The sequence below is a fragment of the Halomonas cupida genome (genome assembly GCF_900142755.1).
GTDB classification, from domain to species: domain Bacteria; phylum Pseudomonadota; class Gammaproteobacteria; order Pseudomonadales; family Halomonadaceae; genus Halomonas; species Halomonas cupida.
Window position 1 is genome coordinate 215,925 of sequence record NZ_FRCA01000002.1, and the last position, 26,365, is coordinate 242,289.

The 26,365-nt window shown below is 60.6% G+C and carries 19 protein-coding genes; 10 read left to right on the top strand and 9 right to left on the bottom strand.

The window, feature by feature from the left end:
- Position 1: 1 nt before the first annotated feature.
- A complete protein-coding gene (locus BUE38_RS05215) occupies positions 2-2,776 on the bottom strand; it encodes a nitrate reductase (RefSeq protein WP_073433979.1) in 2,775 nt (924 codons plus the stop codon).
- Positions 2,777-3,216: 440 nt separating this feature from the next.
- Between BUE38_RS05215 and BUE38_RS05220 the strand changes: the two genes are divergently transcribed.
- The 6 genes from BUE38_RS05220 to BUE38_RS05245 all read left to right on the top strand — a co-directional run bounded on the left by BUE38_RS05220 (position 3,217) and on the right by BUE38_RS05245 (position 11,242).
- Entirely contained in the window at positions 3,217-3,825 is a 609-nt protein-coding gene (locus BUE38_RS05220; protein WP_073433980.1) for an ANTAR domain-containing response regulator, read from the top strand.
- Positions 3,822-4,889: a CmpA/NrtA family ABC transporter substrate-binding protein gene (locus tag BUE38_RS05225; RefSeq protein WP_234986777.1), complete on the top strand. Its 1,068-nt coding sequence runs from the start codon at positions 3,822-3,824 to the stop codon at positions 4,887-4,889. Before BUE38_RS05220 ends, BUE38_RS05225 begins: the two co-directional genes overlap by 4 nt.
- Before the next feature lie 231 nt (positions 4,890-5,120).
- The gene (locus BUE38_RS05230) at positions 5,121-6,470 is read left to right on the top strand and encodes an NAD(P)/FAD-dependent oxidoreductase (RefSeq protein ID WP_234986778.1); all 1,350 of its coding nucleotides are present in this window, start codon (positions 5,121-5,123) and stop codon (positions 6,468-6,470) included.
- Positions 6,470-9,046, top strand: a complete 2,577-nt coding sequence (gene nirB / locus BUE38_RS05235) for a nitrite reductase large subunit NirB (RefSeq protein WP_073434176.1) — start codon at positions 6,470-6,472, stop codon at positions 9,044-9,046. Before BUE38_RS05230 ends, nirB begins: the two co-directional genes overlap by 1 nt.
- Before the next feature lie 69 nt (positions 9,047-9,115).
- On the top strand, positions 9,116-9,484 hold the full coding sequence (gene nirD / locus BUE38_RS05240) for a nitrite reductase small subunit NirD (protein ID WP_073433981.1): 369 nt from the start codon (positions 9,116-9,118) through the stop codon (positions 9,482-9,484).
- Between the two features lie 354 nt (positions 9,485-9,838).
- Positions 9,839-11,242, top strand: a complete 1,404-nt coding sequence (locus BUE38_RS05245; RefSeq protein WP_073433982.1) for a PhoH family protein — start codon at positions 9,839-9,841, stop codon at positions 11,240-11,242.
- Between the two features lie 84 nt (positions 11,243-11,326).
- Here the strand turns inward: BUE38_RS05245 and BUE38_RS05250 are convergent, their stop codons facing one another.
- The 5 genes from BUE38_RS05250 to BUE38_RS05270 form a co-directional block, all read right to left on the bottom strand.
- Positions 11,327-11,551 carry a hypothetical protein gene (locus tag BUE38_RS05250; protein ID WP_073433983.1) on the bottom strand — a complete coding sequence of 75 codons (225 nt, stop codon included), beginning with the start codon at positions 11,549-11,551 and terminating at the stop codon, positions 11,327-11,329.
- Positions 11,552-11,656: 105 nt separating this feature from the next.
- Positions 11,657-12,325 carry an alpha/beta hydrolase gene (locus BUE38_RS05255; protein WP_073433984.1) on the bottom strand — a complete coding sequence of 223 codons (669 nt, stop codon included), beginning with the start codon at positions 12,323-12,325 and terminating at the stop codon, positions 11,657-11,659.
- A gap of 111 nt (positions 12,326-12,436) precedes the next feature.
- Positions 12,437-14,212 (bottom strand): SLC13 family permease, encoded by a 1,776-nt coding sequence (locus BUE38_RS05260; RefSeq protein WP_073433985.1) that lies wholly within the window; start codon positions 14,210-14,212, stop codon positions 12,437-12,439.
- Positions 14,213-14,436: 224 nt separating this feature from the next.
- A complete protein-coding gene (locus BUE38_RS05265; protein WP_021818720.1) occupies positions 14,437-14,643 on the bottom strand; it encodes a cold-shock protein in 207 nt (68 codons plus the stop codon).
- 181 nt (positions 14,644-14,824) lie between these two features.
- Positions 14,825-16,495: a GMC family oxidoreductase gene (locus tag BUE38_RS05270; RefSeq protein WP_073433986.1), complete on the bottom strand. Its 1,671-nt coding sequence runs from the start codon at positions 16,493-16,495 to the stop codon at positions 14,825-14,827.
- A 443-nt stretch (positions 16,496-16,938) separates the two neighbouring features.
- Here BUE38_RS05270 and BUE38_RS05280 point away from each other — a divergent pair, with 443 nt between their 5' ends.
- A complete protein-coding gene (locus tag BUE38_RS05280; RefSeq protein ID WP_073433988.1) occupies positions 16,939-18,573 on the top strand; it encodes an FMN-binding glutamate synthase family protein in 1,635 nt (544 codons plus the stop codon).
- Positions 18,574-18,692: 119 nt separating this feature from the next.
- On the top strand, positions 18,693-20,624 hold the full coding sequence (locus BUE38_RS05285; protein ID WP_073433989.1) for an alkaline phosphatase D family protein: 1,932 nt from the start codon (positions 18,693-18,695) through the stop codon (positions 20,622-20,624).
- A gap of 63 nt (positions 20,625-20,687) precedes the next feature.
- Here BUE38_RS05285 and BUE38_RS05290 read toward each other — a convergent pair whose 3' ends face one another.
- On the bottom strand, positions 20,688-21,128 hold the full coding sequence (locus tag BUE38_RS05290) for a YtoQ family protein (RefSeq protein ID WP_073433990.1): 441 nt from the start codon (positions 21,126-21,128) through the stop codon (positions 20,688-20,690).
- 235 nt (positions 21,129-21,363) lie between these two features.
- Here BUE38_RS05290 and BUE38_RS05295 point away from each other — a divergent pair, with 235 nt between their 5' ends.
- Positions 21,364-22,134, top strand: a complete 771-nt coding sequence (locus tag BUE38_RS05295; protein ID WP_307725403.1) for a gamma-glutamylcyclotransferase — start codon at positions 21,364-21,366, stop codon at positions 22,132-22,134.
- 111 nt (positions 22,135-22,245) lie between these two features.
- Positions 22,246-23,496, top strand: a complete 1,251-nt coding sequence (locus tag BUE38_RS05300; RefSeq protein WP_073433991.1) for a threonine ammonia-lyase — start codon at positions 22,246-22,248, stop codon at positions 23,494-23,496.
- Between the two features lie 21 nt (positions 23,497-23,517).
- Here BUE38_RS05300 and BUE38_RS05305 read toward each other — a convergent pair whose 3' ends face one another.
- Positions 23,518-25,785, bottom strand: a complete 2,268-nt coding sequence (locus BUE38_RS05305; RefSeq protein WP_159438852.1) for an ATP-binding protein — start codon at positions 25,783-25,785, stop codon at positions 23,518-23,520.
- A 10-nt stretch (positions 25,786-25,795) separates the two neighbouring features.
- Complete coding sequence (locus tag BUE38_RS05310; RefSeq protein ID WP_073433993.1) at positions 25,796-26,299, bottom strand: putative pterin-binding protein; 504 nt, start codon at positions 26,297-26,299, stop codon at positions 25,796-25,798.
- Positions 26,300-26,365: the final 66 nt, after the last annotated feature.

Genomic DNA, 26,365 nt, shown 5'->3' on the forward strand with positions numbered 1-26,365 from the left:
CTCAAACGGCGAGGGCTTGCGTTGTATCACCGATAGCAGCGTTCGCATGGCTCTTTTCCTCTTCAAGCAGTGATTTGAGTTCAGGGATACAACTACCGCACTGTGTGCCGCAGGCCAGGCGTGCGCCCAGCGCCTCGATACTGTCGTCTCCCTGGCGAATGGCCCCGACAATCGAGGCACGGCCAATCTGGTGGCAGCTGCACACTATCGGGCCCTGGTGGGCAGTCCCATCATTGCAGGCCGCCAGCACTCGACGGCGCTGTTCATCGGTCAATGGTTGCCCGGAGATAGCGTCACCCAGACGCTGGCCGATCCAGCCCAGGCCCGGAAGCTCCGTGACGGGACCCACCATCAGCCACCAGCGCAGGCGCCCCTCCTCGATCCCCGCGGCACGCAAACGCTCGGCGCTGGGGTCATCCGCCAGTGGCCCTGCCGGTACCGGCAGCATCTTCGCCAACCACTCTCGCCAGTCACGCTGCTCGGCTCGGGGTTCTCCGGCCATCTGCCAACACACGCCTTGCTCGAGAGGAATACGCGTCCAGTAGCTGCTGTCATCACGTACTGCCGCGCCGAGTTGGGCATCCAACTGGTGATCCAGTACCAGACTGGCCTCCCAGGTGATCGGTAGAGAGGTGATTCTGACGGCTCCGTGCTTGGACTCAGGCTGACCGGACAGGGGGTCGGTCAGCCCTCGAAACAGGCTGCCGCTGAGCGCAGCACCGCTGAAGCGATCCGTCCAGTGGATGGGGACAAACAACTCTCCACGCCGCTGGGCGGGCGAGACTCTTACCCGGGCCCGCATCTCGCCGGTGGCCGAGACAATACGCGCCAGCCCCCGATCCACCAGCCCATGCTCACGCGCATCCTCCTCGTGTACTTCGACGAATGGCTCCGTGCGATGGTTCATCAAGCGCGCCGACCGACCGGTACGAGTCATGGTGTGCCACTGATCACGGATCCGTCCCGAATTGAGCCTCAAGGGGTAGTCATTGCACAGTGACTGTTCAGGCCCTCTGGGCTGCACCGGCCACAGGCGGGCGCGGCCGTCCGCGGTGATGAAACGACCATCCTCGAACAATCGAGCGGTCCCCAGTGGCGCCTTCGCGGTAACCGGCCACTGGATGGGGCTCAGGGCGTCATAGGCAGCACGGTCCAGCTCCGCCAGCGCCGAGATGTTGAACAGCCGACGCTGATGCTCTGCGTCGTTCTCGAAACCCGAGAGCTGCGCATGCTCGGTGAATATCTGATACGGATGCGAGTAATCGAAGGCCTCGCCAAAGCCGAGACGCCTGGCGACCTCGCTGATGATCCACCAGTCGTGCCGCGCCTCCCCCGGAGGTGGCAGCATTCCACGCTGGCGCGAGATCCGCCGTTCGGAGTTGGTGACAGTACCGTCCTTTTCCGACCACCCACTGGCAGGCAGGACGATATCGGCCATTTCGACCAGGGCTGTATCCGTCATGCACTCGGAGACGATCACCAATGGACAGCGCTCAATGGCGGCGCGCACACGATTGGCATCCGGCAGGCTGACCAGAGGGTTGGTGGCCATGATCCACAACGCTCTGATCTCACCGCGCTCGATAGCTTCGAACAGCTCAACGGCCTTGTAACCAGGCGCTTCGGGCAGAGTCGGCGTCAGTTCAGGCGTCGACCAGAAGCGAGTCACGCGATCGATGGCTCCGGGGCTATCGTAATCCATGTGGGCCGCCAGTTGATTGGCCAGCCCCCCCACTTCACGACCGCCCATGGCATTGGGCTGGCCGGTGATCGAAAAGGGCCCGGCACCGGGCAGCCCGATCTTGCCCCCGGCCAGATGGCAGTTGATGATCGACTGGCACTTGTCGGTGCCGCTGGTCGACTGGTTGATCCCCTGGGAGTACAGCGTGACCACATGCAGCTGGCTGGAAAACCAGTAATAGAAGGTTTCGAGGCGCTCGGCATCGACATCACAATCCGCCGCCAACGACTCGATATCCGACACCGCCTCCCGCGCCGCTGCCAGAGTCTCATCGAAGCCATTGGTATGGCGTTGCAGATAGACCGGGTCAAGCCGTCCTCTGTCTGCCATCCAGGTGAGCAAACCATTGAACAGACGCGCATCGGAGCCGGGGCGAATACCGAGATACAGGTCTGCCAACTCGCAGCTGTCAGTCACGCGGGGATCGATGACTACCACTCGCATCAGCGGGTTGCGAGCCTTGGCGACACGTAACCGCTGGAATAGAACCGGATGGTTCCAGGCCAGATTGGAGCCCACCAACACGACCAGTTCGGCCTCTTCCAGATCCTCATAGTTGCACGGCACCGCATCGGTACCGAAGGAGCGTTTATAGGCCGCCACCGCCGACGCCATGCACAGCCTTGAGTTGGTATCCAGATGCGGCGTGCCCAGGAAGCCCTTGAACAGCTTGTTGGCAACGTAATAGTCCTCGGTCAACAATTGGCCCGAGAGATATCCCGCCACAGCCGTATCACCATGCTCAGCACGTATCGCCTGAAGACGAGATGCCGTCTCGGACAGCGCAACCTCCCAGTCAACAGGCCGACCATCGACCCTCGGCTCGAGCAGACGGCCATGATCACCCAGGGTTTCCGCCAGAGCCGAGCCCTTGACGCACAACCGCCCGAAGTTGGCCGGGTGATCACTATCGCCTTCCACATCCACCATGCGGCCCTGCTCAAGGCGCGCCTTGACGCCACACCCCACGCCACAGTACGGGCAAGTGGTCCGCTCCTTCAGGTGGTCATCGGGTTGCTGCCGGGGCTGTGCCATAGGTACCTCCATCACTGCCAACAGAAGCCGGAAACACGACGCCCACCCTCATCAGAGCCTGTATCGGTCTGTCGAGGATGGGCGTCGTTGCCGGATAGGGAAGCCGACAATGGCCTCACCTGGTCAACATTGTTGAAGCAAACCTTGTGCCAGGTAATGGTCAATGCAGCATCTCAGCAGACTTCAGCCCTCCAGGCCCCATAGCGCCTTCGCTGCACCGCACCATCAGCCAGCATCTCATCATCCAGACGCACCACAAGGGTGCGACTTTCCACCTATAGACAGGGGGCCTTCCGCTCCTGACTCCTGACTCCTGACTCCTGACTCGTAGCTCGTAGCTCGTAGCTCGTAGCTCGTAGCTCGTAGCTCGTAGCTCATCCAACCCTGGAACATATCTTGCAACGCAAGCGGTATATGTTCGAACAAGGCGATCTACCCCCATGCCCCAGCCCCTGAAAGTTCTGCTGGTCGACGATGAGATCGTGCGCGCCGCCATGGTCGAGGAAGCACTGGCCAGCGAAGGCCATGCAGTGGTCTGCCGACTGGCCAACCCGACCAGCCTCAATGACATGGTCGCCCGTCACCAACCCGACGTGGTGATCATTGATATGGAATCCCCGGACCGTGACACCCTCGACAGCATGGCGTTACTGCATCGCGAGAACCCTCGCCCGGTGGTGTTCTTCGCCGATCAGCATGATTCCGATGCACTGCAATCCGCCGTCAAGGCCGGTGTCAGCGCCTATGTCGTCGATGGTCTGGTACCGAGCCGCGTGAAGTCGGTGATGGATGTGGCGATTGCCCGTTTCGAATCCTTCCAGTCCATGCGCCTCGAACTCGACCGCGCCCGTAATCAGCTAGCCGACCGCAAGCGCATCGAGCGCGCCAAGGGACTGTTGATGAAACACCAGAGCTGCGATGAAGAGCAGGCCTACCGCATGCTGCGCAAGCTGGCCATGGATCGCGGTCAGCGTATCGGCGAAGTCGCCGGCAATGTCATCGATATCCTCGAGCAGCTGTCCCCCGGCCAACAGGAGAAAGGAAAATGAGCGACACCAACCTGTCCACCATGGCAACGGCTGCGCCGATAATCCCCATACCGGAGTTGTCATCCCTGAGTCTGGGCTTCATCCCGCTATTGGATGCTGCGTTGCTGGTGGTTGCCCGCGAAGGGGGTTTCTTCATGGCCGAGGGTGTCGATGTCAGTCTGTCACGTGAAAACGCCTGGTCGACACTACGTGACAAGGTGGCAGCGGGAATGCTGGATGGCGCTCATATGCTGGCGCCCATGCCGCTGGCAATGAGTCTGGGTCTGGCACGTGCCCCCTGCGAAACCCTGGCACCAGTCGTACTCAGCCGTCATGGCAACACCCTGGTACTCTCCGAGCGCTACGCTGAGGGCATGCCTTCACCAGGCCAGACTTCTCCCACCGACAACGCCCACCGATTGCGCCAGTATCTCGACCAGCGTCGGCAGACTGGTGCACGAGTTCCGGCACGCCTGGCCATGGTCTATCCCTGGAGCTGTCAGCACCTTTTGCTACGCCAATGGCTGACACTCGGCGATATCGATCCCCAGTCCGGAGTGGAACTGGTGGCACTTCCACCACCACGCATGGTCGATGCCCTGCGCGAAGGTCAAATCGATGGGTTCTGTGTGGGAGAGCCCTGGGGGAGTCTTGCCCAGCACCGCGGTCTCGGTCGCATTGTCGCGCGTGGCGCCGACCTGATGCCGGGTCACCCCGAGAAAGTGTTGGGTGTCACGGCCTCCTGGGCAAGGCGCTACCCGGCGACACTGGCGGCCCTGATCCGTGCATTACGGGCAGCAGCCAACTGGCTCAACTGCGAAGTCGATGCCCCTCAACGCACCCTCGAGTGGCTGGCATTGCCTCCATACCTTGACCACAGCATCCAACATCTCGACCAGCAGACGCTCAGCAGTGACATCGCCGACCTGCGCCTGGGAGATGCGCTACGTCCGAATCTACCTGACTTCACCACACTGGCCGGTCAGATGCAGGACCTGCTGGGACAACAAGGGCGTCAGATCGACTCGCCCACAGTGGAACAGTGCTACAGCGCTGTGCACTTTGATGCCGCAACGCACCAATGAAGTGCCAAACGCTCTTTCCGCTTCCATGACTCGCCTACAGAACGAATTCAACATCATGATATTCATCAACTTTATGAATTATGGCCCGTAACTTGACTGGTACTTGAGCAGTAACGGCCATCACAGCCGAGCGGTCAACGGCGATCGCAATTCCCCGGACAAAGACGTCCTGGCATGCCTCCAGCGGTGGAGCGTCATGCCGGACGTCTTTTTCGTTTATGGAGACTGACCGTGACCCATCCCAAGCACATATCTCATCGACACGCACCACATCAGAGATCGCCACATCAGCGATCACCACACCCGCATCTGGTCATCGTCGGCTATGGCATGGCTGCTCACCGGCTGATCGAGACATTGCGCCGCATGCCCGGCGCTCCCCAGCGGATCACCGTGATCGGCGAGGAGCCCCAGGCAGCCTACAACCGCATCATGCTGTCTCCCTGGCTTGCTGGCGAGATCGACACCGCCGGGCTCACTCTGGCTCATGCCGAACACAGCGACGGTCCACTGCTCATCCGTCGCTGTGGCCAGACGGTAGTGGCCATCCACCGTCAGCAGCAATGGCTGGAATGTGATAACGGCGAGATCATCCACTACGACCATCTGGTATTGGCGACAGGCTCACGCCCGGCAATGCCCGAGGTCCCCGGTATTGATCTCAAAGGGGTCTATGGCTTTCGTGACCTGGCAGATGCCGAGGCACTAGCCACCGACGCCGATCAGGGCGGTCAGGCGGTTGTGGTCGGCGGCGGCCTGCTGGGTCTGGAAGCCGCCGAGGGACTTCGCAAGCGCGGCATGCAGGTCACCGTGTTGCAGCGCAGCCCGCGCTTGATGAACCGACAACTGGATGACACCGCGGCAGGCATGCTTGCCGAGGAACTGATGGGGCGCGGCATCCGCCTGCATACCGGAGCACAGATCGCCGAGATCATCGGCGATGAGCATGGCAAAGCCTGCGGCGTACACCTTCAGGGCCAGCAGACTCCCCTGCCTGCGCAGGTTGTGGTGATCACCACCGGCATCACTGCCAATGTTGAACCCGGACGCAGTGCTGGACTCGCCTGCGATCGCGCCTTACTGGTCAACGACCAACTACTGACTTCGGATCCACATATCTCTGCCCTGGGCGAGTGCTGCCAGTTCGAGCAGCATACCTATGGCCTGGTCGAGCCGATCTGGCACCAGGTCGAGGTGCTGGCTCTGCGCCTGTGTGGCACACCAGGCAATCCCTACCACGAAGCCAGTTGCGCCACTCGCCTGAAGATATCCGGTATCTCGCTGTTTGCCTTCGGACCCACCAAGGCCCGGCCCGAACATGAAGTATTGACCTACCGGGACAGCGAACAGGCGGAATATCGACGCCTCCTGCTCACCAACGGCCGTCTGGTTGGCGCCGTGCTGTACGGCGACACCCGAATGGGCCCATGGCTCTTCGAGCTCGCTCAGCAACGCCTATCGCTGGTATCCGTGCGTCATTCACTACTGCTTGGCCAGGCCGATACCGAGGCATTGATGGCCGAACAGTCCGCGACAGACAACTCTCCAGACCACCAGAAGCTCTCCAGGGAGGCCGCATGATGACCAGTCCTACCCCCTCGATTCCTCACAATGACAATCATAATGACAATGCGCGCCCGACACTGATCGTGATCGGCAATGGCATGGTTGGCCACCATCTGGTCGAACAACTGGTCGAGCGCGAGGCCCACCAGCAATACCGCATTCTGGTGTTCGGTGAGGAGCGTCACCTGGCCTATGACCGCGTGCATCTGTCCGAGTACTTCAGTGGTCGCGATGCCGAGTCACTGTCCCTGTCGACCAGGTCGTATTACGCCGAGCACGATATCGAGTTGCACCTTCATGAAGCGGTGACTGCCATCGACCGCAGCACTCGCGAGGTCGTCACCGACAACGAACGCCATGCCTTCGACCGTCTGGTGCTGGCCACCGGCTCCTGGCCTTTCGTGCCACCGATTCCCGGCAACGACGCCGATGGCTGTCTGGTCTACCGCACGCTGGAGGACCTCGATGCCATCCGCGAGGCTGCTGTCCAGGCCACCACCGGCGTGGTTGTCGGCGGTGGCCTGCTGGGACTGGAGGCTGCCAATGCCCTACGTGGGCTCGAGCTGGATACCGCCGTGGTGGAGTTTGCACCGCGGCTGATGCCGATGCAGGTCGACGCCCAGGGAGGTGAGCTGTTACGCGAGAAGATCGAGGGACTCGGCGTCCAGGTACTCACCGAGCGTGCCACCCAGCGCATCGAACCCGGTGAGACCAGCCGCCTGCGCATGGTGTTCCAGGACGACAAGGTGCTGGAGACCGACCTGATCGTGTTCTCGGCCGGCATCCGCCCTCGCGACCAACTGGCCCGGGATTGTGGTCTGGAAATCGGTGAGCGCGGTGGTGTGGTGATCGACGATCACTGTCTGACCAGCGATCCGGCGATCCTTGCCGTGGGCGAAGTGGCACTATGGAACCACAGCATCTTCGGGCTGGTAGCGCCGGGCTATCAAATGGCCAAGGTAGCCGCTGACACTCTGACCGGCGGCGGCAGTGCCTTCACCGGTGCCGACATGAGCACCAGACTCAAGCTGCTGGGGGTCGATGTCGGCGCCATCGGCGATGCCCACGGCGACCGCACTCCCGGCGCCAGGCAGTTCCGCTATTTCGACCAACTCAAGCAGGTCTATCGCAAACTGGTGGTGTCCAGCGATGGTCGCAGACTGCACGGTGCCATGCTGGTCGGCGACAACGCCGGCTATGACACCCTGATGCAGTATTTTGCCAACGGCCTGACGCTTCCCGATGACCCCGCCGCGCTGATCCTGCCCAGCAGCGAGGGAGCCCCGGCTCTGGGTCCGGATGCGTTGCCGGACAGCGCCACCATCTGCTCCTGCCACAATGTCACCAAGGGCGCGATCAGTGCAGCCATCGACAATGGCTGCACTGACCTCGGCACGCTCAAGGGCACGACGAAAGCCAGCACTGGCTGTGGCGGATGTGCCGCCCTGCTGAAGAATGTCTTCGATCATGAGCTGTCCGCGCGTGGCATGGAAGTCGATACCGCGCTCTGCGAGCACTTCACGCATACCCGCCAGGAGTTGTACGACATCGTTCGTGTTGAAGGCATCAAGACCTTCAGCGAACTGATGGAAAAGCACGGCAAACATCTCGACGATGGCATGCCCAGTCTCGGCTGCGATATCTGCAAGCCCGCAGTGGCCTCGATTCTGGCCTCCTGCTTCAACGAACCGATCACCGATGCCACGCATATTTCGTTGCAGGACACCAACGATACCTTCATGGCCAATATGCAGAAGAACGGTACCTATTCGGTGGTACCAAGGATTCCCGGCGGCGAGATCACTCCCGACAAACTCATCGCGCTGGGCGAGGTGGGTCGCAAGTACAACCTCTACACCAAGGTGACCGGCGGCCAGCGCATCGACCTGTTCGGCGCACGCCTGGAGGACCTCCCCGCCATCTGGGGAGAGTTGATCGCCGCCGGCTTCGAGACCGGACATGCCTACGGCAAGTCCACACGCACCGTGAAGTCCTGCGTCGGCAGCGCCTGGTGCCGCTACGGTGTCCAGGACAGTGTCGGCATGGCGATTCGCCTGGAGAATCGCTACAAGGGCTTACGCTCACCACACAAGCTCAAGTTCGCGGTCTCCGGGTGCACTCGTGAGTGCGCCGAGGCGCAGAGCAAGGACATCGGAGTGATCGCCACCGAGCACGGTTGGAACCTCTATGTCTGCGGCAACGGCGGCATGCGCCCACGCCATGCCGAACTGTTTGCCACCGATCTCGACGATGTGACATTGATCCGTACCATCGACCGGATACTGATGTTCTACATCCGCACCGCCGACCGTCTGCAACGCACCTCGGTATGGCGCGAGAACCTCGAGGGAGGTCTCGACTACCTCAAGGAAGTGATTCTCGACGACAGCCTCGGCCTCGGCGAGGAGCTCGACCGCCAGATGCAGACGGTGATCGACAACTACGAGTGCGAGTGGGCCAATGCGCTCTCTGATCCCGAGAAACTCAAGCGTTTCCGCAGCTTCGTCAATGATCGACGCCCCGACCCGGACATCATCGTTACCGAAGAGCGTGGCCAGCCCAGACCTGCGCATCGCTCAGCATCGGCATGATGCGCCGGAACTGCATGACACCTCGTCTCAACCTCAACAATACGTTGGCCCAACTTCAGGAGTCTTCCCATGACCACATCCTCTACCGCCCCCAGCGTCCAGACCTGGCAGCTTCTCTGTCAACACGATGATCTGGTCGCCAATTCCGGCATCGCAGCCTGGCTGGAGACCGCCGATGGCCCCTGCCAGGTGGCGCTGTTCTACCTGCCCGGACGTTCGCCGGAACTGTATGCCATCGATCACCATGATCCGCTGGCGGGTGCCAATGTCATTGCCCGCGGCATCGTCGGCGATGTCCAGGGTGAGCCGGTGGTCGCCTCTCCCCTCTACAAGCAACACTACCGACTGGCCGATGGACAATGTCTGGAAGAGCCGCGGGTCATGCTGCGCAGCTGGCCGGTGGCCTTCGATGGAAACGCTGTCAGGGTCGCAGTCTAGCAGGACGGAGGGAGCCGGCGCCCACGGCTCCCCTCATGCTGTTCGTTCTCGCCCCATGGCTGGATCATGGGTCACCATACTCGACACGAAAAAACATGCAGAAACGCTAAAGTTGTTGAGTTCGCCCTTGCAGCATCGGCATGATGGTCCATGCTGTAGACAAACAAGGGCACTGACTCCCCCAAACAGAGTCAAAGGGATATGCCCTTGATTCCCTTCCCACCAACACAAGGAGAACCTCTCTTACGCACGACGACACCTGCAGGCTGTCACATCCCTGACATCTTGCGCTGACAGTGTCGACATCGAGGCGTCATGTTGACGCCCAAGGTGACAATCAGGAGAGCTGTGCCGATGGTACGCATCGACAAGAAGGCCACCCGACTGTACGTGCTGGACACCAATGTCCTGATCCACGACCCCGCTGCGCTCTATCAGTTCGATGAGCACGAAGTGGTCATCCCCATGACCGTGCTCGAGGAGCTCGACAAGCACAAGAACGGAATTCGCGAAATCGCTCGTACCGCCCGGCAAGTCAGCCGGACCCTCTCTGACCTCACTGCCAACGTGGACATCGCCCAGATTCGTCAGGGCATCCCCATCCAGCGTGCCGCTGGCCCCGAAGGACGTCTCCGCCTGCTGTGCTACAGCGATCTGGCGGCTCCCGACAACCTTGATGACTCACCCGACAACCGTCTGCTCGGCGAAACCTGTCGCCTGCGTGACGAACGCCCCGATGCCTCGGTGATTCTGGTCACCAAGGACATCAACCTGAGGGTCAAGGCGGCCGCTCTCGGCGTTCCGGTTGAGGACTACCTGACCGACCGAGCCTTCGACGACACCGATGTAATGACCGATGGTGTCAAGGTCTACCCGGATGCCGGCCATGACCTGTGGGATGAGCTGGCCATGGAAGTCAAGGTCGAGCGCGAGGATGACCGGGTCATCTATCGTCTCAAGGGCGACATTCCGCAGGACTGGCATCTGGGCATGCTGGTCGCAGACCATCCGCAGGAAGCCAGTTTCGAGGCCATCGTACGCGAGATGTCACCGAACCAGGCCACTCTCGAACTGTTGACCAACTACCGTCACGGCGCCAGTGTGTGGGGCGTACATGCCCATGACAGCCGCCAGAACTTCACCCTCAACCTATTGATGGATGATGATATCGATCTGGTCACCGTGGCCGGCAGTGCGGGTACCGGCAAGACCTTCATGACCCTTGCCGCCGCTTTCCAGCAGACCCTCGACAGCAAGCGCTTCGAGCGGATCGTGTTCACCCGGGCACCCATCTCGATGAGTGAGGATATCGGTTTTCTGCCGGGCACCGAAGAGGAGAAGATGTCTCCCTGGATGGGCGCCTTCCACGACAACATGGACAACCTGCTGCGTGACGAGCATGACGGCAGCTCGACCTGGAACCAGGACGCCACTCGTCAGTTGCTGGGATCAAGAGTGCAGATCCGTGCTCCCGGCTTCATGCGGGGGCGTACCCTCAATGACACCTTCCTGATCATTGACGAGGCACAGAACTTCACACCCAAACAGCTGAAGAGTCTGGTCACTCGTGCCGGACGCAATACCAAGATCGTGTGTCTGGGCAATGTCGGCCAGATCGACACCCCCTACCTCACCGCCAATACCTGCGGCATGGCAGCCCTGGTACAGAACTTCCGACACTGGCCGCATGCCGGTCATGTCACCCTGCAGAGCGTCGAGCGTTCGCGCCTCGCCCTGGCTGGTGAAGAACTGCTCTGACAGTCCATGAACTGACCCGACTCCATCCACCTGAACAACACCCCCAGCCATCACGGCTGGGGGTGTTGTGTAGAACCTCTTGTGTCAGGATCGGTCATCACGATTGACGACGTCCTCGATCAGCCTTTCCTCCTCGCTGCGAGGCTCTTTTTCCAGCATCGCCATGGCATCCGAATACAGACAGATGTAGGTGCGGCAGGACGCACAATGGACCTTCTCGTCCGGATTGTGCGTGCTCGGCACACGCATGTTATGGCTACCACATACTGGACAGGGCTTCGGAAGACGTAGATTCTCACTCAAAGACATGCTTATCACCTCCTCCTCTCGAACCTTGAGGCACTCCAGCCGACTTCAAGGCACGAGCGTCCGGCATTTTCATCAAGCGAAGTCTACTGCAGCATCAAGCGAGACCTACTGCGCCAGACGTGATGTCATCCATTCACCGATATCGGCGATCTGCTGCGGACAGACCGCATGGGCCATCGGATACTGACGATAATTGGCGGTGTAGCCGAGCGTCTCCAGGCGCGCATGGGCAGCGCGTCCAAGGGCTTCGGGGACCACAGGGTCCATATTGCCGTGATGTATCTCGATCGGCAGCCCGCGGTTGGCCTCTGCCAGCGAAACGGAGTCTGCCGTGGCAAGGTAGGTCGACATGGCCAACAGGCCGCCCAGCGGCTGATCAAGGCTCAATGCCGCTTCATAGGCCACGGCACCGCCCTGGGAGAAGCCAGCCAGCAGAATCCGGCGGCTATCGATACCGGCCGCAATCTGCTCGCGAATGATGGCCTGGATGCGTTGAGCTGAGCGACGCAACTGTTCCTCATCAACGCGGCGGTCGAGGCTCATCTCCAGAATGTCGTACCAGGCCGGCATGACCATGCCGCCATTGACCGTCACCGCCAGCCGAGGGGCATGGGGCATGATGAAACGCACCTGGGCGTAGTCGGGGCGCGGCATCATCTGCGCCACCGGCTCGAAGTCATGGCCATCGGCTCCCAGGCCGTGCAGGATGATCATACAGGCGTCGGCAGGCGCGCCACCGGTCGGGTTGATGACGATCTGGTCGTTGTCGCTCATGGTTGTCTCGTGGCTCTGGTCGATAGACTCAAGGGGCGATGGCTTTCAGCAAGCCATTGAAATCGAGACGACACAGTAGCGCAAATGGCCGTGCCTTCGCGAGCCCCTCCCTCAACCGCCAAAAGGCCAGATGAGCGGCGTCAACCCAACTACCACAACCGCCGTAAGCAGGTTCAGCGGACCGCCCAGACGCAGATAGTCGCCGAGTCGATATCCCCCGGGTCCCATGACCATCAGATTGGTCTGGTAACCGATCGGTGTCAGAAAGCTTGCCGAGGCAGCGAACATCACAACCACCACAAAGGGCATCGGGCTGACACCGAGGTGTTCAGCCCCGGACATGGCAATCGGAAAGGTGATTACTGCGGCGGCATTGTTGGTCACCAGCGAGGTCAGTGTCGCCACCACGATATAGGTGCCGATCAGCAACAGCCATGGCTGATTGCCGACAATCGCCAATAGACTCCCGGCCACTGCGGATGCCGCACCGGAGCTGTCGAGGGCCGCCCCGAGACCGAAGGACGCGGCGATGGTGAGCAACACCTGGGTATCGAGACTGCGGCGCGCGCCGGCGACGCTCACACAACCACTCAGCAGGGTTGCCGCCGCCCCCAGCATGGCGGCATTCATCATGCTCATCACACCGCTGGTGGCAAGTACCACCACGGCCGCCAGAATCCCCCAGGCGCGAATGGCACGCTCATGCACTGGACGCGCCGCACCATCCAACTGACTGATGAGCAGGAAGTCCCGCGATTGACGATGACGCTCGATGAAAGCCGGGCGCGCTTCCAGCAGCAGCACATCAGCCGGCTGCAGACGAATCTGACCGAGATTACCGGATACCCGCTCACCACTCCGACAGACGGCCAGCACTGCTGCCCCGTACTGGGTGCGAAAATGGCCATCACGAATACGCTGGCCGATGAACTGGCACTGATCGGAGACCACCGCCTCGACCAGGCGCCGCTCCCGGAACTCCTTCTCGAGATTCGACATGCCCTGGCTCGAGGGGATGAGTCCACGCAACTGCTGCAGTTCCACAGCGCCACCGGCGGTGCCGGCAAACACCAGACGATCACCGCCCTTGAGACGCTCACCAGGCCCGACAACGCTGACCACGTTACCGCCACGCTCGATCTCGACCAGGAACAGCTCGCTCAAGTGACGCAGTCCGGCCTCTTCCACCGTGTTGTCGACCAACGGGCCCTGCGGATCGACCTCCATCTCGATGGTGAATTCACGGGGGTTGGAGAAGGCATCGTCCGTACCACTGCGCTGGGGCAGCAGACGCGGTCCTGCCAGGATGAGGAAACCCACGCCGACCACCGCCATGGGAACGCCAAGCCAAGCGACATCGAACAGCCCCATATCGAGTCCGTCGATACGCTGCTCCGCCAGCGCATGCACCACCAGGTTGGTACTGGTGCCCAATAGGGTGATGGTGCCACCGAGAATCGAGGCAAAGCTCAATGGCATCAGCAATAGCTGTGGTGCCAGTCCCAAACGCCGACTCCAGCTCATCACGGCAGGAATGAAGGTCGCGACCACTGGAGTATTGTTGAGCAGTGAGCTGATCGCCGCCACCGGCAGCACCAGACGTACCAGTGCTCGTCGTGGTCCGAGGGGCCGTCCCAGCACATAGCGAATGATCAGATCGATGCCACCGGTCTCACGCAGCCCCGCGACAACGATATACAGGAAGGCGACAGTGAACAAACCACTATTGGAGAAGCCACTCAGGGCCTGCTCGGTGTCGATGACACCCAGGCTCAACAGCAGCACCACAGCGCCCATCAACACCATGTCCGGGCTGATCCGAGTCATGGCCATGAGGGGAAAGACAGCACCAGCAACAAACAGGGAAATCCAGGCGTCCAGCGACATCAGCGGGCATCCTTGCGGGAGGAGCCTCATTGTGACCGCTGCAGCTTATTCGAAAAAGTTCCTGGTTCTTATCCACTTATATCCATCGGGGATAAGAAGGCATGCCGAGCCTTCGGCATGCAGAATACGGAGTTGTGGCATTTCGCAAGCCACATACGCAAGAAGGCCCGCCAATGGCGAGCCTTCTTCTGCATTCAGAGCCTCAGCTCTGGACCAGCATCAGATCAGTCGATGACCTTGATGTTGGAAGCCTGCAGGCCTTTCTTGCCCTGAGTGACGTCGAAGGAGACCTTCTGACCGTCCTGCAGAGACTTGAAGCCGTCAGCTTGAATCTCGGAGAAGTGAGCGAACAGGTCGTCACCGTTGTCGTCCGGAGAAATGAAGCCGAAGCCTTTAGTGTCGTTGAACCACTTAACTGTACCAGTAGCCATTATCGAATTCCTCGAATAGCAATTGAATTACCGGGAAATACCCGAGTAGCAGTGGGTAAAACAAGAAACTTCCCCCGGGAAACCGATGCATCAGGCTTCGATGACCACTGAAGATATGTTCGACTTGCTAACCTACTGCGATCAGCATGCGCGGTCTGAGCGCTCACGTCAACACTAATTATCAATCATGACCGCAGGATGACACTGATTCACGAATCCAGGCCGCAGCCTTTTCGGCGATCATCAGTGTTGGTGAGTTGGTGTTACCCGACACGATCGTCGGCATTACACCAGCGTCCACCACCCTTAGACCACTGACGCCCAGCACACGCAGCCGAGAGTCAACCACGGCCATGGGATCATCAGCTCGCCCCATGGCCGTGGTTCCGACAGGATGAAAGATTGTCGTGCCGATGTCACCTGCCGCCTGCTGCAATTCCTCATCACTCTGAAGAAATGCCCCCGGCTTGATCTCCTCAGGCCGATATTGCGCCAGTGGCGCCTGTTCGACGATACGCCTTACCACTCGCAATGAGTCTGCTGCCACCTGGCGATCCTCGGCGGTGGCGAGATAGTTGGGCGCAATGGCCGGCGCCTCACGGGGGTCTGCACTCACCAGACGCACCGTTCCTCGGCTGGTAGGGTTCAGATTGCAGACGCTGGCAGTGACCGCCGGGAACTCATGAAGCGGTTGACCAAAGGCCTCGAGGCTCAATGGCTGAACATGAAACTCCAGATTCGGATGCTGCTGATCGTGACTGCTGCGAGTAAAGATGCCCAGTTGCGATGGCGCCATACTCATCGGGCCGGAACGCTTGAACAGATAGTGCAGTGCAATCGCCGCCTTGCCCCACCAGCGATGGACCATGGTGTTCAGGGTCCGTGCCCCTTCCAGGCGATAGACGGCGCGCAATTGAAGGTGGTCCTGAAGGTTCTCGCCCACCCCGGGCGCCTCCTTGATCACCGCAATGCCATGCTGCTCCAGCAACTCCCGTGGGCCGATACCGGAAAGCTGCAGCAGATGGGGCGAGCCGATGGCCCCGGCACTCAGAATAACTTCCCTGCTCGCCTGTGCGGTTACCTGCTGCCCCTGACGGTGGACACTGACTCCCGTACAACGCGGTTCCTCGGCACCTTTGGTGGCAGCAAAGTCGAGGCGCTCGACCAGGCTGTCGTGCCAGAGTGTCAGATTGGGACGTGCCAGCGCCTTGCGCAGAAAGGCCTTCGAGGTATTCCAGCGCCAGCCGGCACGCTGGTTGACCTCGAAATAGTCGACACCCTCGTTGCAGCCTCGATTGAAGTCATCCGTTGCCGGAATGCCCGCCTCTCGGGCTGCCGCGGCAAAATCGTCCAGCACCTGCCAGCGATAGCGCTGTTGCTCGACCCGCCACTCGCCGCCATGGCCATGAAAGCGTCGTTGCTGCTCGCTCCCCCCATCATCCAGCCGATAGTGGTCCTCATGGCGCCGAAAGTCTTCCAGGCATGACTCCCAGCGCCATGCATCATCACCGGTCAACGCTGCCCAATGGTCATAGTCTCGAGCCTGACCACGCATGTAGATCATGCCATTGATGCTCGAGCAGCCCCCCAGGGTTCTGCCCCGTGGATACAGCAGCGTGCGGCCATTGAGCCCGGCGGCAGGCTGAGTGCGGAAACGCCAGTCGGTACGCGGGTTATCAATGCAATAGAGGTAGCCAACCGGGATATGGATCCAGGGATAACTATCGCGCCCCCCGGCCTCGATCAGCAGAACCGATACCGTCGGATCTTCACTCAGGCGCTTTGCCAGCAGACAGCCGGCACTGCCCGCCCCTACGATGATGTAGTCGAAGCTGGTGGTTGCCTTGCTCATCGAGTCACTCTCCTGGTGCCAGCCAGGATCCGGCATGTCGCTATCAATCTGGTCATCGCGGTCAACCTGGTTATCACGACCAACCTGGTTATCACGACCAACCGGGTTATCACGACCAACATAGTCATCACGTGGATCACCCCGAGCTGTTTGATGGTCACTCGCCTCAACCTGACGGCGGCATTTCCCTGTGGCGCGGTCAACTCGACATGAAAGCTTGCCGGGTCAATAACGACAGACTATCGACTCATTGCCCTCCCGCAATGCTGCCAACGTCCAGGCCAGTCATGCGCCGGGTCACATCGCGGTTCTGCATTGGCGTTACAATGGCGTTATGGTGACCCGATATATCATCAGCACCAACCGTGGCCATTACGACAACGATGGAAAAGCCAAAAGGACCGGTCTGGACATGACCCGCGTTGTCTTTCGAGGAGACCTGTATGTCCGTATTGCCTGTGCGTTTCACCACCTATGCCTTGAGCATCGCCGGCCTGATCCTCAGTCTGATCGGCCTGGCCTTCGACGGTCTATGGTGGATCGGCGTAGTGATCTTCGCCGCCCTGGTGGTGCTCGGCACCCATGACCTGCGGCAACGCCGCCGTACCGTCAGCCGCAACTATCCGATTCTGGCGCACATGCGCTACCTACTCGAATCCATCGGCCCGGAGTTTCGTCAGTACTTCATCGAATCGGATACCGACCAGGTACCCTTCTCCCGTGAACAGCGCAGCCTTGTCTACCGTCGCGCCCAGAATACCGTGGACAAGAAGCCCTTCGGTTCACTGCACAACATGAATGCCCCCGGCTATGAGTGGATGAGTCCCTCCATGGCACCGACACACATCGGAGACCAGGACTTCCGCATTGTGGTGGGACAGAACCGTGCCCAGCCGTACAGCGTCAGTGCGGTCAACATCTCGGCAATGAGCTTCGGAGCGCTATCGCCCAATGCCCTCAGCGCTCTGAATGAGGGCGCACGCATGGGCGGCTTCTATCACACCACCGGTGAAGGGTCGATTTCCCCCTATCACTTGCGTGGAGGGGACCTGGTCTGGCAGTTGGGGTCCGGCTACTTCGGTTGTCGGCGTGATGACGGCGGTTTCGATCCGGAGAAATTCCGTCGCAACGCCCAGCGCGAAGAAGTCAAGATGATCGAGATCAAGCTCTCTCAGGGGGCCAAGCCCGGCCATGGCGGTATCCTGCCGGCGGCCAAGGTCACCGCAGAAATCGCCTCCACCCGCGGCGTGCCGGAGGGGCAGGACGTAGTCTCTCCGTCCAGTCACTCGGCCTTCTCCACTCCCCGCGAATTGATCAGTTTCATCCAGACCCTGCGTGAGCTTTCCGGGGGCAAACCCGTGGGAATCAAGCTCGCAGTGGGCCACCCCTGGGAATGGTTTGCCATGGTCAAGGCCATGCGTGAGGAAAATGACCACCCCGATTACATCATCGTTGACGGCGGTCAGGGCGGGACGGGTGCCGCACCGCTGGAGTTCATCAACCGCCTGGGCATGCCGCTCGATGACGCTCTCAATCTGGTTCACAACACCCTGGTCGGCGCAGGGTTGCGCGAGGATATCCGTATCGGCGCCAGTGGCAAGATCATCAGTGCCTTCGATATCTGTCGCACCATGGCGTTGGGCGCCGACTGGGTGAACATGGCTCGCGGGTTCATGTTCTCGCTGGGTTGCATTCAGGCACAGAGCTGCCACAACGACCGCTGTCCCAGTGGCGTCGCCACCCAGGATCCACTGCGCGGTGGACGCCTGGATATCGATGACAAAGCGATACGAGTCAGGAACTTCCACAGCAATACGCTGCATGCGCTGCGCGAGCTGCTGGAAGCCGCAGGCCTGCAACATCCCGGCGAACTGGGCCCCGAGCATATCATCCGGCGCCTCGACAATGGCTCCGCCAGGCCCTACATCAGCCTGCTCGACACCCTCAAGCCCAGCGAACTCCTGGAAGGCGGCGCTGTCGATCATCCGTTGTATCGTGAATTCTGGGACGTGTCAGATGCCGACAGCTTCGCGGCGCCGGAAGCCATCGCCAGGCTGCGCTCCAGTAAACTGGTGTAACACACAAGGCGTGGGGCAATGATATTCTCTGTGCCGGGACCCGCCACCCCGCGTTCGGGGTGGCGGCAGAAATCGTTTCTCCGGCCACTACCGGAGACCTGCGACGCGAAGGGAGCCTCATGAGCGACAATGGACAGCCTCGGACCTCAACACTGCCTGACGTACTGGCTGGTCCGATTCTGCGGCGCTGCTCACCGGAACGACTGCGTATCTGGCTGGTCGCCAGTCGCCCCCTCGACCTGGTCCTGGAGCTCAAGCCAGGTGATCAACCTCTGCAGGAGCTGCCTCTTGATGACGAGCAGTGCCGTCGCATGCCGCTGGGCCATCATGCAATTCTGCATCTGATTGAGGTAGGTCTGGACAGCCCACTGCCGACCGGTCAGTACATCGACTATGATCTGCGCATCCGTGACGGCGGCAGCATTGCCGACTGGGCGCCCCACCTCCATTATCCACAGCAACAGAATCCCGGTTTCGTCATCACCGCCGAGCAGCGTCGTCTGTTGCATGGCTCCTGCCGACGCCCCCATTTTGATGGGCCGGATGGGCTGGCCCATGTCGATGGCTGGCTGGAGCAACGGCTCGAACAGCCCTCCGAATGGCCCAGTTGGCTGTTGATGACCGGCGACCAGGTGTATGCCGATGACGTTGCCGGTCCCATGCTGGTGGCCATTCATGAGCTGATCGCACGACTGGGACTGTTTGACGAGCCTCTCGAGGAAGCCACCCTCCCCGACAGCCAGGCGCTCTACTCCTGTGATGCCTGCTACTACCATCGCCAGCAGCTACTGCCCGACGTGAAGGAAAGCCGCGAGCTGCGCAAGCGTTTCTTCGGTGGTGCGCGCAAACCCGTGTTTACGTCGGCCAGCGCCAACAATCACCTGATGACTTTTGCCGAAGTCATCGCCATGTACCTGCTGGTGTGGTCACCGACTCCCTGGCGGTTGATCGATATGCAACCACCGGAGCTGTCCGATGAGGACAGGGCGACCTATGACAACGAAGCGGAAGTCATCGAGCGATTCGTCGCAACGCTGCCGGCAGCCGCACGGGTCATGGCAAACCTGCCGACGCTGATGATCTTCGATGATCACGACATCACCGATGACTGGAACCTGACCGCCGATTGGGAGCGCACCGCCTATGGCCATCCGTTCTCGCGGCGGATCATCGGAAACGCGCTGCTGGGGTATCTGCTCTGTCAGGGCTGGGGCAACGACCCCCAGCGGCTCGCCACACCGCTCGATGAAGCTCAGACTCTGCTTGAAGCAGCCGCAGCCAATCACAACTGGCTGGACGGTCAACGACTCGACGAGGTGATTCGACATCTGTTGCGCTTCGAGGGCTGGGGCTTCGAGATCGATGGCAATCCCAAACTGGTGGCTCTGGATACCCGCACCCGGCGCTGGCGCAGTGAACGCGACCCCGAACATCCTTCAGGATTGATGGATTGGGAGGCTCTGTCCGAGCTGCAGCAGCAGATCCTCGGCGCTCGTTCGGTCATCATCGTCTCTCCGGCTCCGATGTTCGGAGTCAAGTTGATCGAGATCATCCAGAAGCTGTTCACCATGATCGGCAAACCGCTACTGGTCGATGCCGAGAACTGGATGGCCCACCGCGGTGCCGCCAACACCATGCTCAACATCTTCCGCCATTCCCGTACCCCCGGGCACTATGTGGTGCTGTCCGGCGACGTACACTATTCCTTCGTCTACGACATCCTGATTCGCCACCGTCGCGAAGGGCCAAAGATCTGGCAGGTCACCTCCAGTGGCATCAAGAACTGCTTTCCTGACACCCTGCTGGATGTCTTCGATCGCCTCAACCGCTGGCTATTCTCACCCCGCTCACCACTCAACTGGTTCACCCGCCGACGTCCCATGGCGATCCGGCCACGCGATCCGGATGGTGCAAAGGCCGGAGAACGGCTATGGAATGGTCCCGGCATGGGCCTCATTACCCTCGCCGAGGACGGTAGTCCGGAAGACATCCGCCAACTCGACGCTCGCGGTATGGAAGTCGTGTTTCCACCGCCGAGGAAGAGGCCCTGAGAGGCCCCTGCGACGAGCATCGAGCCCCGAAAGAGGCCACTCGACTGCTCGCCGCTTCCAGACTCAGCTACGCGTGACGTAGGCCAGGATTTCCACGACCTGATCGGTGGTCTGTGCCCAGGCCATGGCCGAGCCATCGACTTCCTTCAATGGGTGCACGATATCGTCCGCATGAAGCGTGACATAGGGCTTGCCGAGTGCCGCGCAGTAACCTGCGTCATAGGCGGCATTCCACTGCTTGTACTTGTCACCGAAGCGTACCACCACCAGATCGCTCTGCTCGATCAAGGTCCGGGTACGGATCGCGTTGACCTTTGACGACTTGTGATCGCGCCAGAAGCTATCCGATTCCGCTCCCAGGTGATCACCAGCGGCATCACTGGCATCGTGGTCGGTTACTGCCGACGTAAAGACCACATCAAGCCCTGCCTTCTCGGCACCCCGCTTGATCTCGTCACGCCAGTCGGTGTGAATCTCACCGGACAGATAGACATGCAAACTCATGGTGGTTCTCCTCGGTCTTGTCAGGGTCAATCTTCCCAGAGTCAACAAGCTACGAATGACGAGCTGCAGTCTCAAGCAGTCCAGCGCCGCGCCGAGGATCACAGATAACATCCAGACGTTCGGGTACAGGGTACTGCTCCAGCAAAGCGTGCTCGAAGCTCGTGACTCGATGCTTGCCAACCATCATACGTCGACAATTCTTGTATACAAACCCAATGGCACTCTGAAGGCATCAATGCCTGGATCATCAACGCCCTTCTATCGCATGATGGTAAGTAACCCGGTGCATGACGAGGAGCCGCCGGGAGCAGGGCTCAAGATCAGGAGCCGGAGATCAGAAACCGAAATGCCGACCACGCCACTTGCCATGACCACACCAACGTTCCGCTCAGCCGATACCCGCGAACTCAACCGTCGCATGAACCATTTCGAAGGGCAGTCGATGATATGGCTGTTCGGCTATGGCTCACTGATCTGGAAAGCCGACTTCGATTGGCATCAGCGCCGTCCGGCGGTGATCCATGGCCTGTCACGGCGTTTCTGGCAAGGCTCCCACGACCACAGGGGCACCCCTGAAGCCCCCGGCCGAGTGGTGACTCTGGTCGACGAACCCGGCGCCGAGTGCCTGGGCATGGCCTACCTGATTGATCGCGACCTCCTGGCCCCGCTCGACCTGCGCGAGAAGAACGGCTACCTGCGCCGCGTCACCACCATGCACTTCGTCGATGAGCCGGCGACGGATTCGGCTGCCGCTGCTTTCGCCCCTGACAGCGCCGAAGGTCTGGTGTACATCGCTACCGCCGAGAATACCGCCTGGCTCGGTGAGGCCCCGCTGACCAGGATGGTCGAGCAGATCGGTGAGGCACAGGGCCCCAGCGGCGCCAACGCCGACTATCTCCACAACCTCGCCGATGCCTTGCGTAAGCTTGGTGGTCATGACGAGCATGTATTCGATCTCGACACCACCCTGCGCGAGCGAATGCCGGGTGCGGCGATACCGCGCTGATCCGCTGTACGCTGCCTACCCCGTTCCCATTGACGAAGGCCCATTGACAACCACCTGTCGACGACGCCGTTACCCCGGCTACAACCATCATATGCCGACTGGAGATCCCGGATGAGCATCACTCTTGACGACGTGCAGCGTGCCGCCAGAGCGACCGCTGGCCAACTGGTTCGTACTCCCTGCCTGCACTCTGCCACCCTGTCACGCCTGACCGGTTGCGAGATCTACATCAAGTTCGAGAACCACCAGTTCACTGCCGCCTTCAAGGAGCGCGGTGCACTCAACCATCTGCTGATGCTGGACAAGGCACAACGTCAACGTGGTGTGGTCGCCATGTCAGCCGGCAATCATGCCCAGGCAGTCGCCTACCATGCCGCTCGCCTGGGCATTCAGGCGACCATCGTCATGCCTCGCCATACTCCCAACCTCAAGGTCCGCAACACTCGCGCGCTGGGTGCCGATGTACGCCTGGTCGGCGATGGGGTCGACGAGGCAGGCGCCCATGCGCGCGAACTGGCTGATCAGCACGGACTGGTGTTCGTCCACCCCTATGACGACCCCCATATCATCGCCGGACAGGGCACGGTGGCACTGGAGATGCTCGAGGACGCACCGGAACTGGATGCTCTGGTGGTACCGATTGGCGGTGGAGGACTGATCGCCGGCAACGCGGTGGCGACCTCCAGCCTCAACCCGGATATCGAGATCCTGGGGGTTCAGACAGCGCGCTTTCCCGCCATGAAGCAACTTCTTGCCGGCCAGACCGTACACTGTGGCCAAGCCAGCATCGCCGAGGGTATTGCGGTCAAGCAACCCGGCGAGCTGACTCGCCAACTGGTAGCCGAACACGTCAACGATATCCTGCTGGTCGATGAAGCGGATATCGAGCGCGCCATTCTCATGCTGCTGGAAATCGAGAAGACCGTGGCCGAGGGCGCTGGTGCTGCCGGCCTCGCCGCCATCCTCAGCGAGCCCGAGCGATTCCGTGGTCGCCATGTCGGACTGGTACTGAGCGGCGGCAACATCGATATGCAGGCGCTGTCATCGGTGATTCAGCGTGGGCTGGTGCGTTCGGGCCGGGTGGTGCGCGTGCGGGTCGCGATTCCCGATGTTCCCGGTGCACTCTCGGAATTGACCTCGTTGCTGGCCCGCGAGCGGGCCAATGTCATCCATATTACTCACCAGCGTACCTTCACGGACCTGTCGCTGCGTGCCACCGAAGTGGAAGCAACGCTGGAAACGCTGGGTAGTGAGCACACTCGAGAGGTGATCGACGCCCTGAGTGCCGAAGGCTATGACCCGGTCATGCCCGCCAATGAAGTGCACCCTGACGAACGTTGGGCGAGTACCGAGCCACACTGATACTGATTGGAGACAGCCACCTCAGTGCCCAAGAATACCGGCCTCGTGCAGTGCCTTGCCCGAGGCCGGCCCGAGTCTTTCCAGACAGGCCAGCGTGGTCTCCAGCGCTTCATCACTGGCCTGCTGCGCCCCTTCCTCGAGTTCCGCAGCGGCGTTTTCGATGGCACTGAAGCCCAGTGATGCCGAAACTCCACGTAGTTCGTGAGCCTCGGCCTCGAGACCAGCCCGATCCTGTATGGCCAGAGCAGTTCTCAAACACGACAGGCGTTCGGAAAAACGCTGCAGGTAGTTCTTCATCAAGCGTTGGACGCCGCCGGAAGACATTACTTCATGCAGTTCCGCCAGAGTGTCCTCGGACAGCAATGTGCTGTCGATTCTCGCCGTCGACAGCGTACCTGCCGCCAGCAGAGGGGCACTGATCGGCTCAACCGAACCGGCTTGGGTAGAATCCCGCCCCTCAGCCGAGACCGTCGACCGGGGACACTCTGTGGATACCGGATAGCGCGCCAGCACCTCAGCCAGCTCCGCACGCGAGAAGGGCTTGCCGACCACCTCATTCATTCCGGCTTCCAGACAGGCACGCTGATGCTCCGGCATGACGTTGGCGGTCAAGGCCACCACCGGCAAGGCAGGCTGCGGGCTACCAGCAGCGGCTGCCTCGGCCTCCTGCTGACGCCAACGGCGGGTGGTTTCCAGGCCATCCATGACCGGCATCTGCATGTCCATCAAGACCAGATCGAAGTGCCGCTTGCCCAATGCCCGCAGCGCCTGATCGCCATTGGCCACCAACTCGCAAGTCAGCCCCAGGCGAACCAGCATAGCCGCCGTCAACTCGCGATTGAGAGAGTTATCCTCGACGACCAGCACATGATGAGCGCCGGGCTCGATACCTTCGTCCTCAGCCACCGGCTCCGCGTCGTATTCCGGGCGCGGCAGATTGATATCAAACCAGAATCGACTCCCACTGTCTGGCTGGCTATCTACCAGGATCTCTCCGCCCATAGCTCTCACTAAACGCTGACAGATTGCCAGCCCAAGCCCCGTACCATCGTGGCGGCGAGCCAGGGTGGTATCGCTCTGAGCAAAGGGCTCGAAAATGGTGCCTAGCGCTCCAGGCTCGATCCCGCAGCCGGTATCATGAACGACAAAGGACACTCGATCTCCGGACAGGCAAGACACTCGCAACATGACCACGCCTTGATCGGTGAACTTGAAAGCATTGTCCAGCAGGTTCATCAACACCTGGCGCAGGCGGTGCAGATCACCCACGACCTTTTTCGGTAGATCTGGAGCCGCACGCACCAGGAACTGCACTTTGCCGTGTTCGTAAGCGCCACAGGCCGTTGTCAGGTGCTCGAGCATGGCATGGAAATCGAAGGCCTGCTGCTGAATGTCCAGATGGCCGGACTCGATGCGGGTGTAGTCGAGGATATCGTTGATCACCATGCGCAAGCTGAAGGCGCTTTCCTTCAACCCCAGCAGTTGCCGACGCCCTTCCTCGGAGAGGTTCTCATCTCGCAACAGATCGGCCATGCCCAGCACACCACTGAGCGGAGTACGAATCTCGTGGCTCATGATCGCCATGAAATCAGACTTCGCTCTGCTCGCCGATTCGACGCGCTCGAAGGCTTCGCGCAGGGCCTCCGACTGCGACTCCAACAGTAGTGTCTTGCTGTCACGTGCGCGACTCTCCCGCACCACTGATTGGATCAACCAGACACCGGCAACCAGAATCAACAATAGTGACATCAAGGCGACACCGTATAGTCGAGTCAGCAGACGCATATCGCGGGATCGCGTCTCGGCTGAAATCCGCCCATGAATCAGCATCAACTGGCGGCTGCGCGTCTGCAGTTCCTCCAGGGTATCCCCTAGTTGTCGCCGCATGGCCGCGTCGTAGTTCACCGAACCATCGCCGAGCTCAGAGAACATCTCATCGAGCTTCGTCATGACCCCTTCGATCTCTCCGACATCGGCCGACGTTTCGGGGAACTGACGCAGAAAACTGGCAGCCTGGCCCTCCTGAAGCCCACGCAAGCGGCCATACAACATCTCGAAATCCAGCAGAGTATCGTCGAGCTCAGCGTCACCACGCTTCCATATGGCCATTCGCAGATCACGTACAGAACGGTCGAACTGGTACAGCGTCCAGGTGACGGTATCGATATGACGGTGAGACAGGGTACGGTGACGGTCATAGATCAGACCACCGGCCACCATCAGTGCCACCATGAACAGCACAGCGGCGACAGTTGCCACTACGGGAATTTTCGTGGATCGCAGAACCATGGGCATCCGGTTAGCGCACTTCGATTCGAGCAACCTGCCAGACCGAGCGGCTGTAGTAGATATTGGTCTTGAGCTCAGGGTGCTCATCAAAGGGGTAGATGACAAACAACGGCCCCTTGTCACGAATACGCATCGGAGCACCATCGCGAACCAGGGCAAGGATGACATCGTGATCCTGCGCATCGGATAACGGAATATCCGCCTTGTAATCGCGGATGGCCTGCACACTCATAGTCTCGCCCTGTGCATCGACAGCCTGCATCACATCACGCAGCAATGGACCTTCGAAGGTTGATTGCCCATCAATCCATGGCTGGCCGGTGATCACGCTATGCTGAGGCAACGCTTCGAGCATGTCTCGATCAAAGTGCGCTTCAGTCTGGGTATTGGTTGCACCGATACGTCCGGTAATCTCGAGGATAACCTGCCCGGTCGGGGCCTCCAGAGCCAATGACGGCAAGCTGATCAGCAACAATGACGCGCTCAGCAGCATTCGCCAACATTGCGAGGCCATAAGCCTTCTCCTTACAGGCAAAGTGCGGTGTTCCCCCAGATTCAAGGGGACTATCGAGAGGTATAA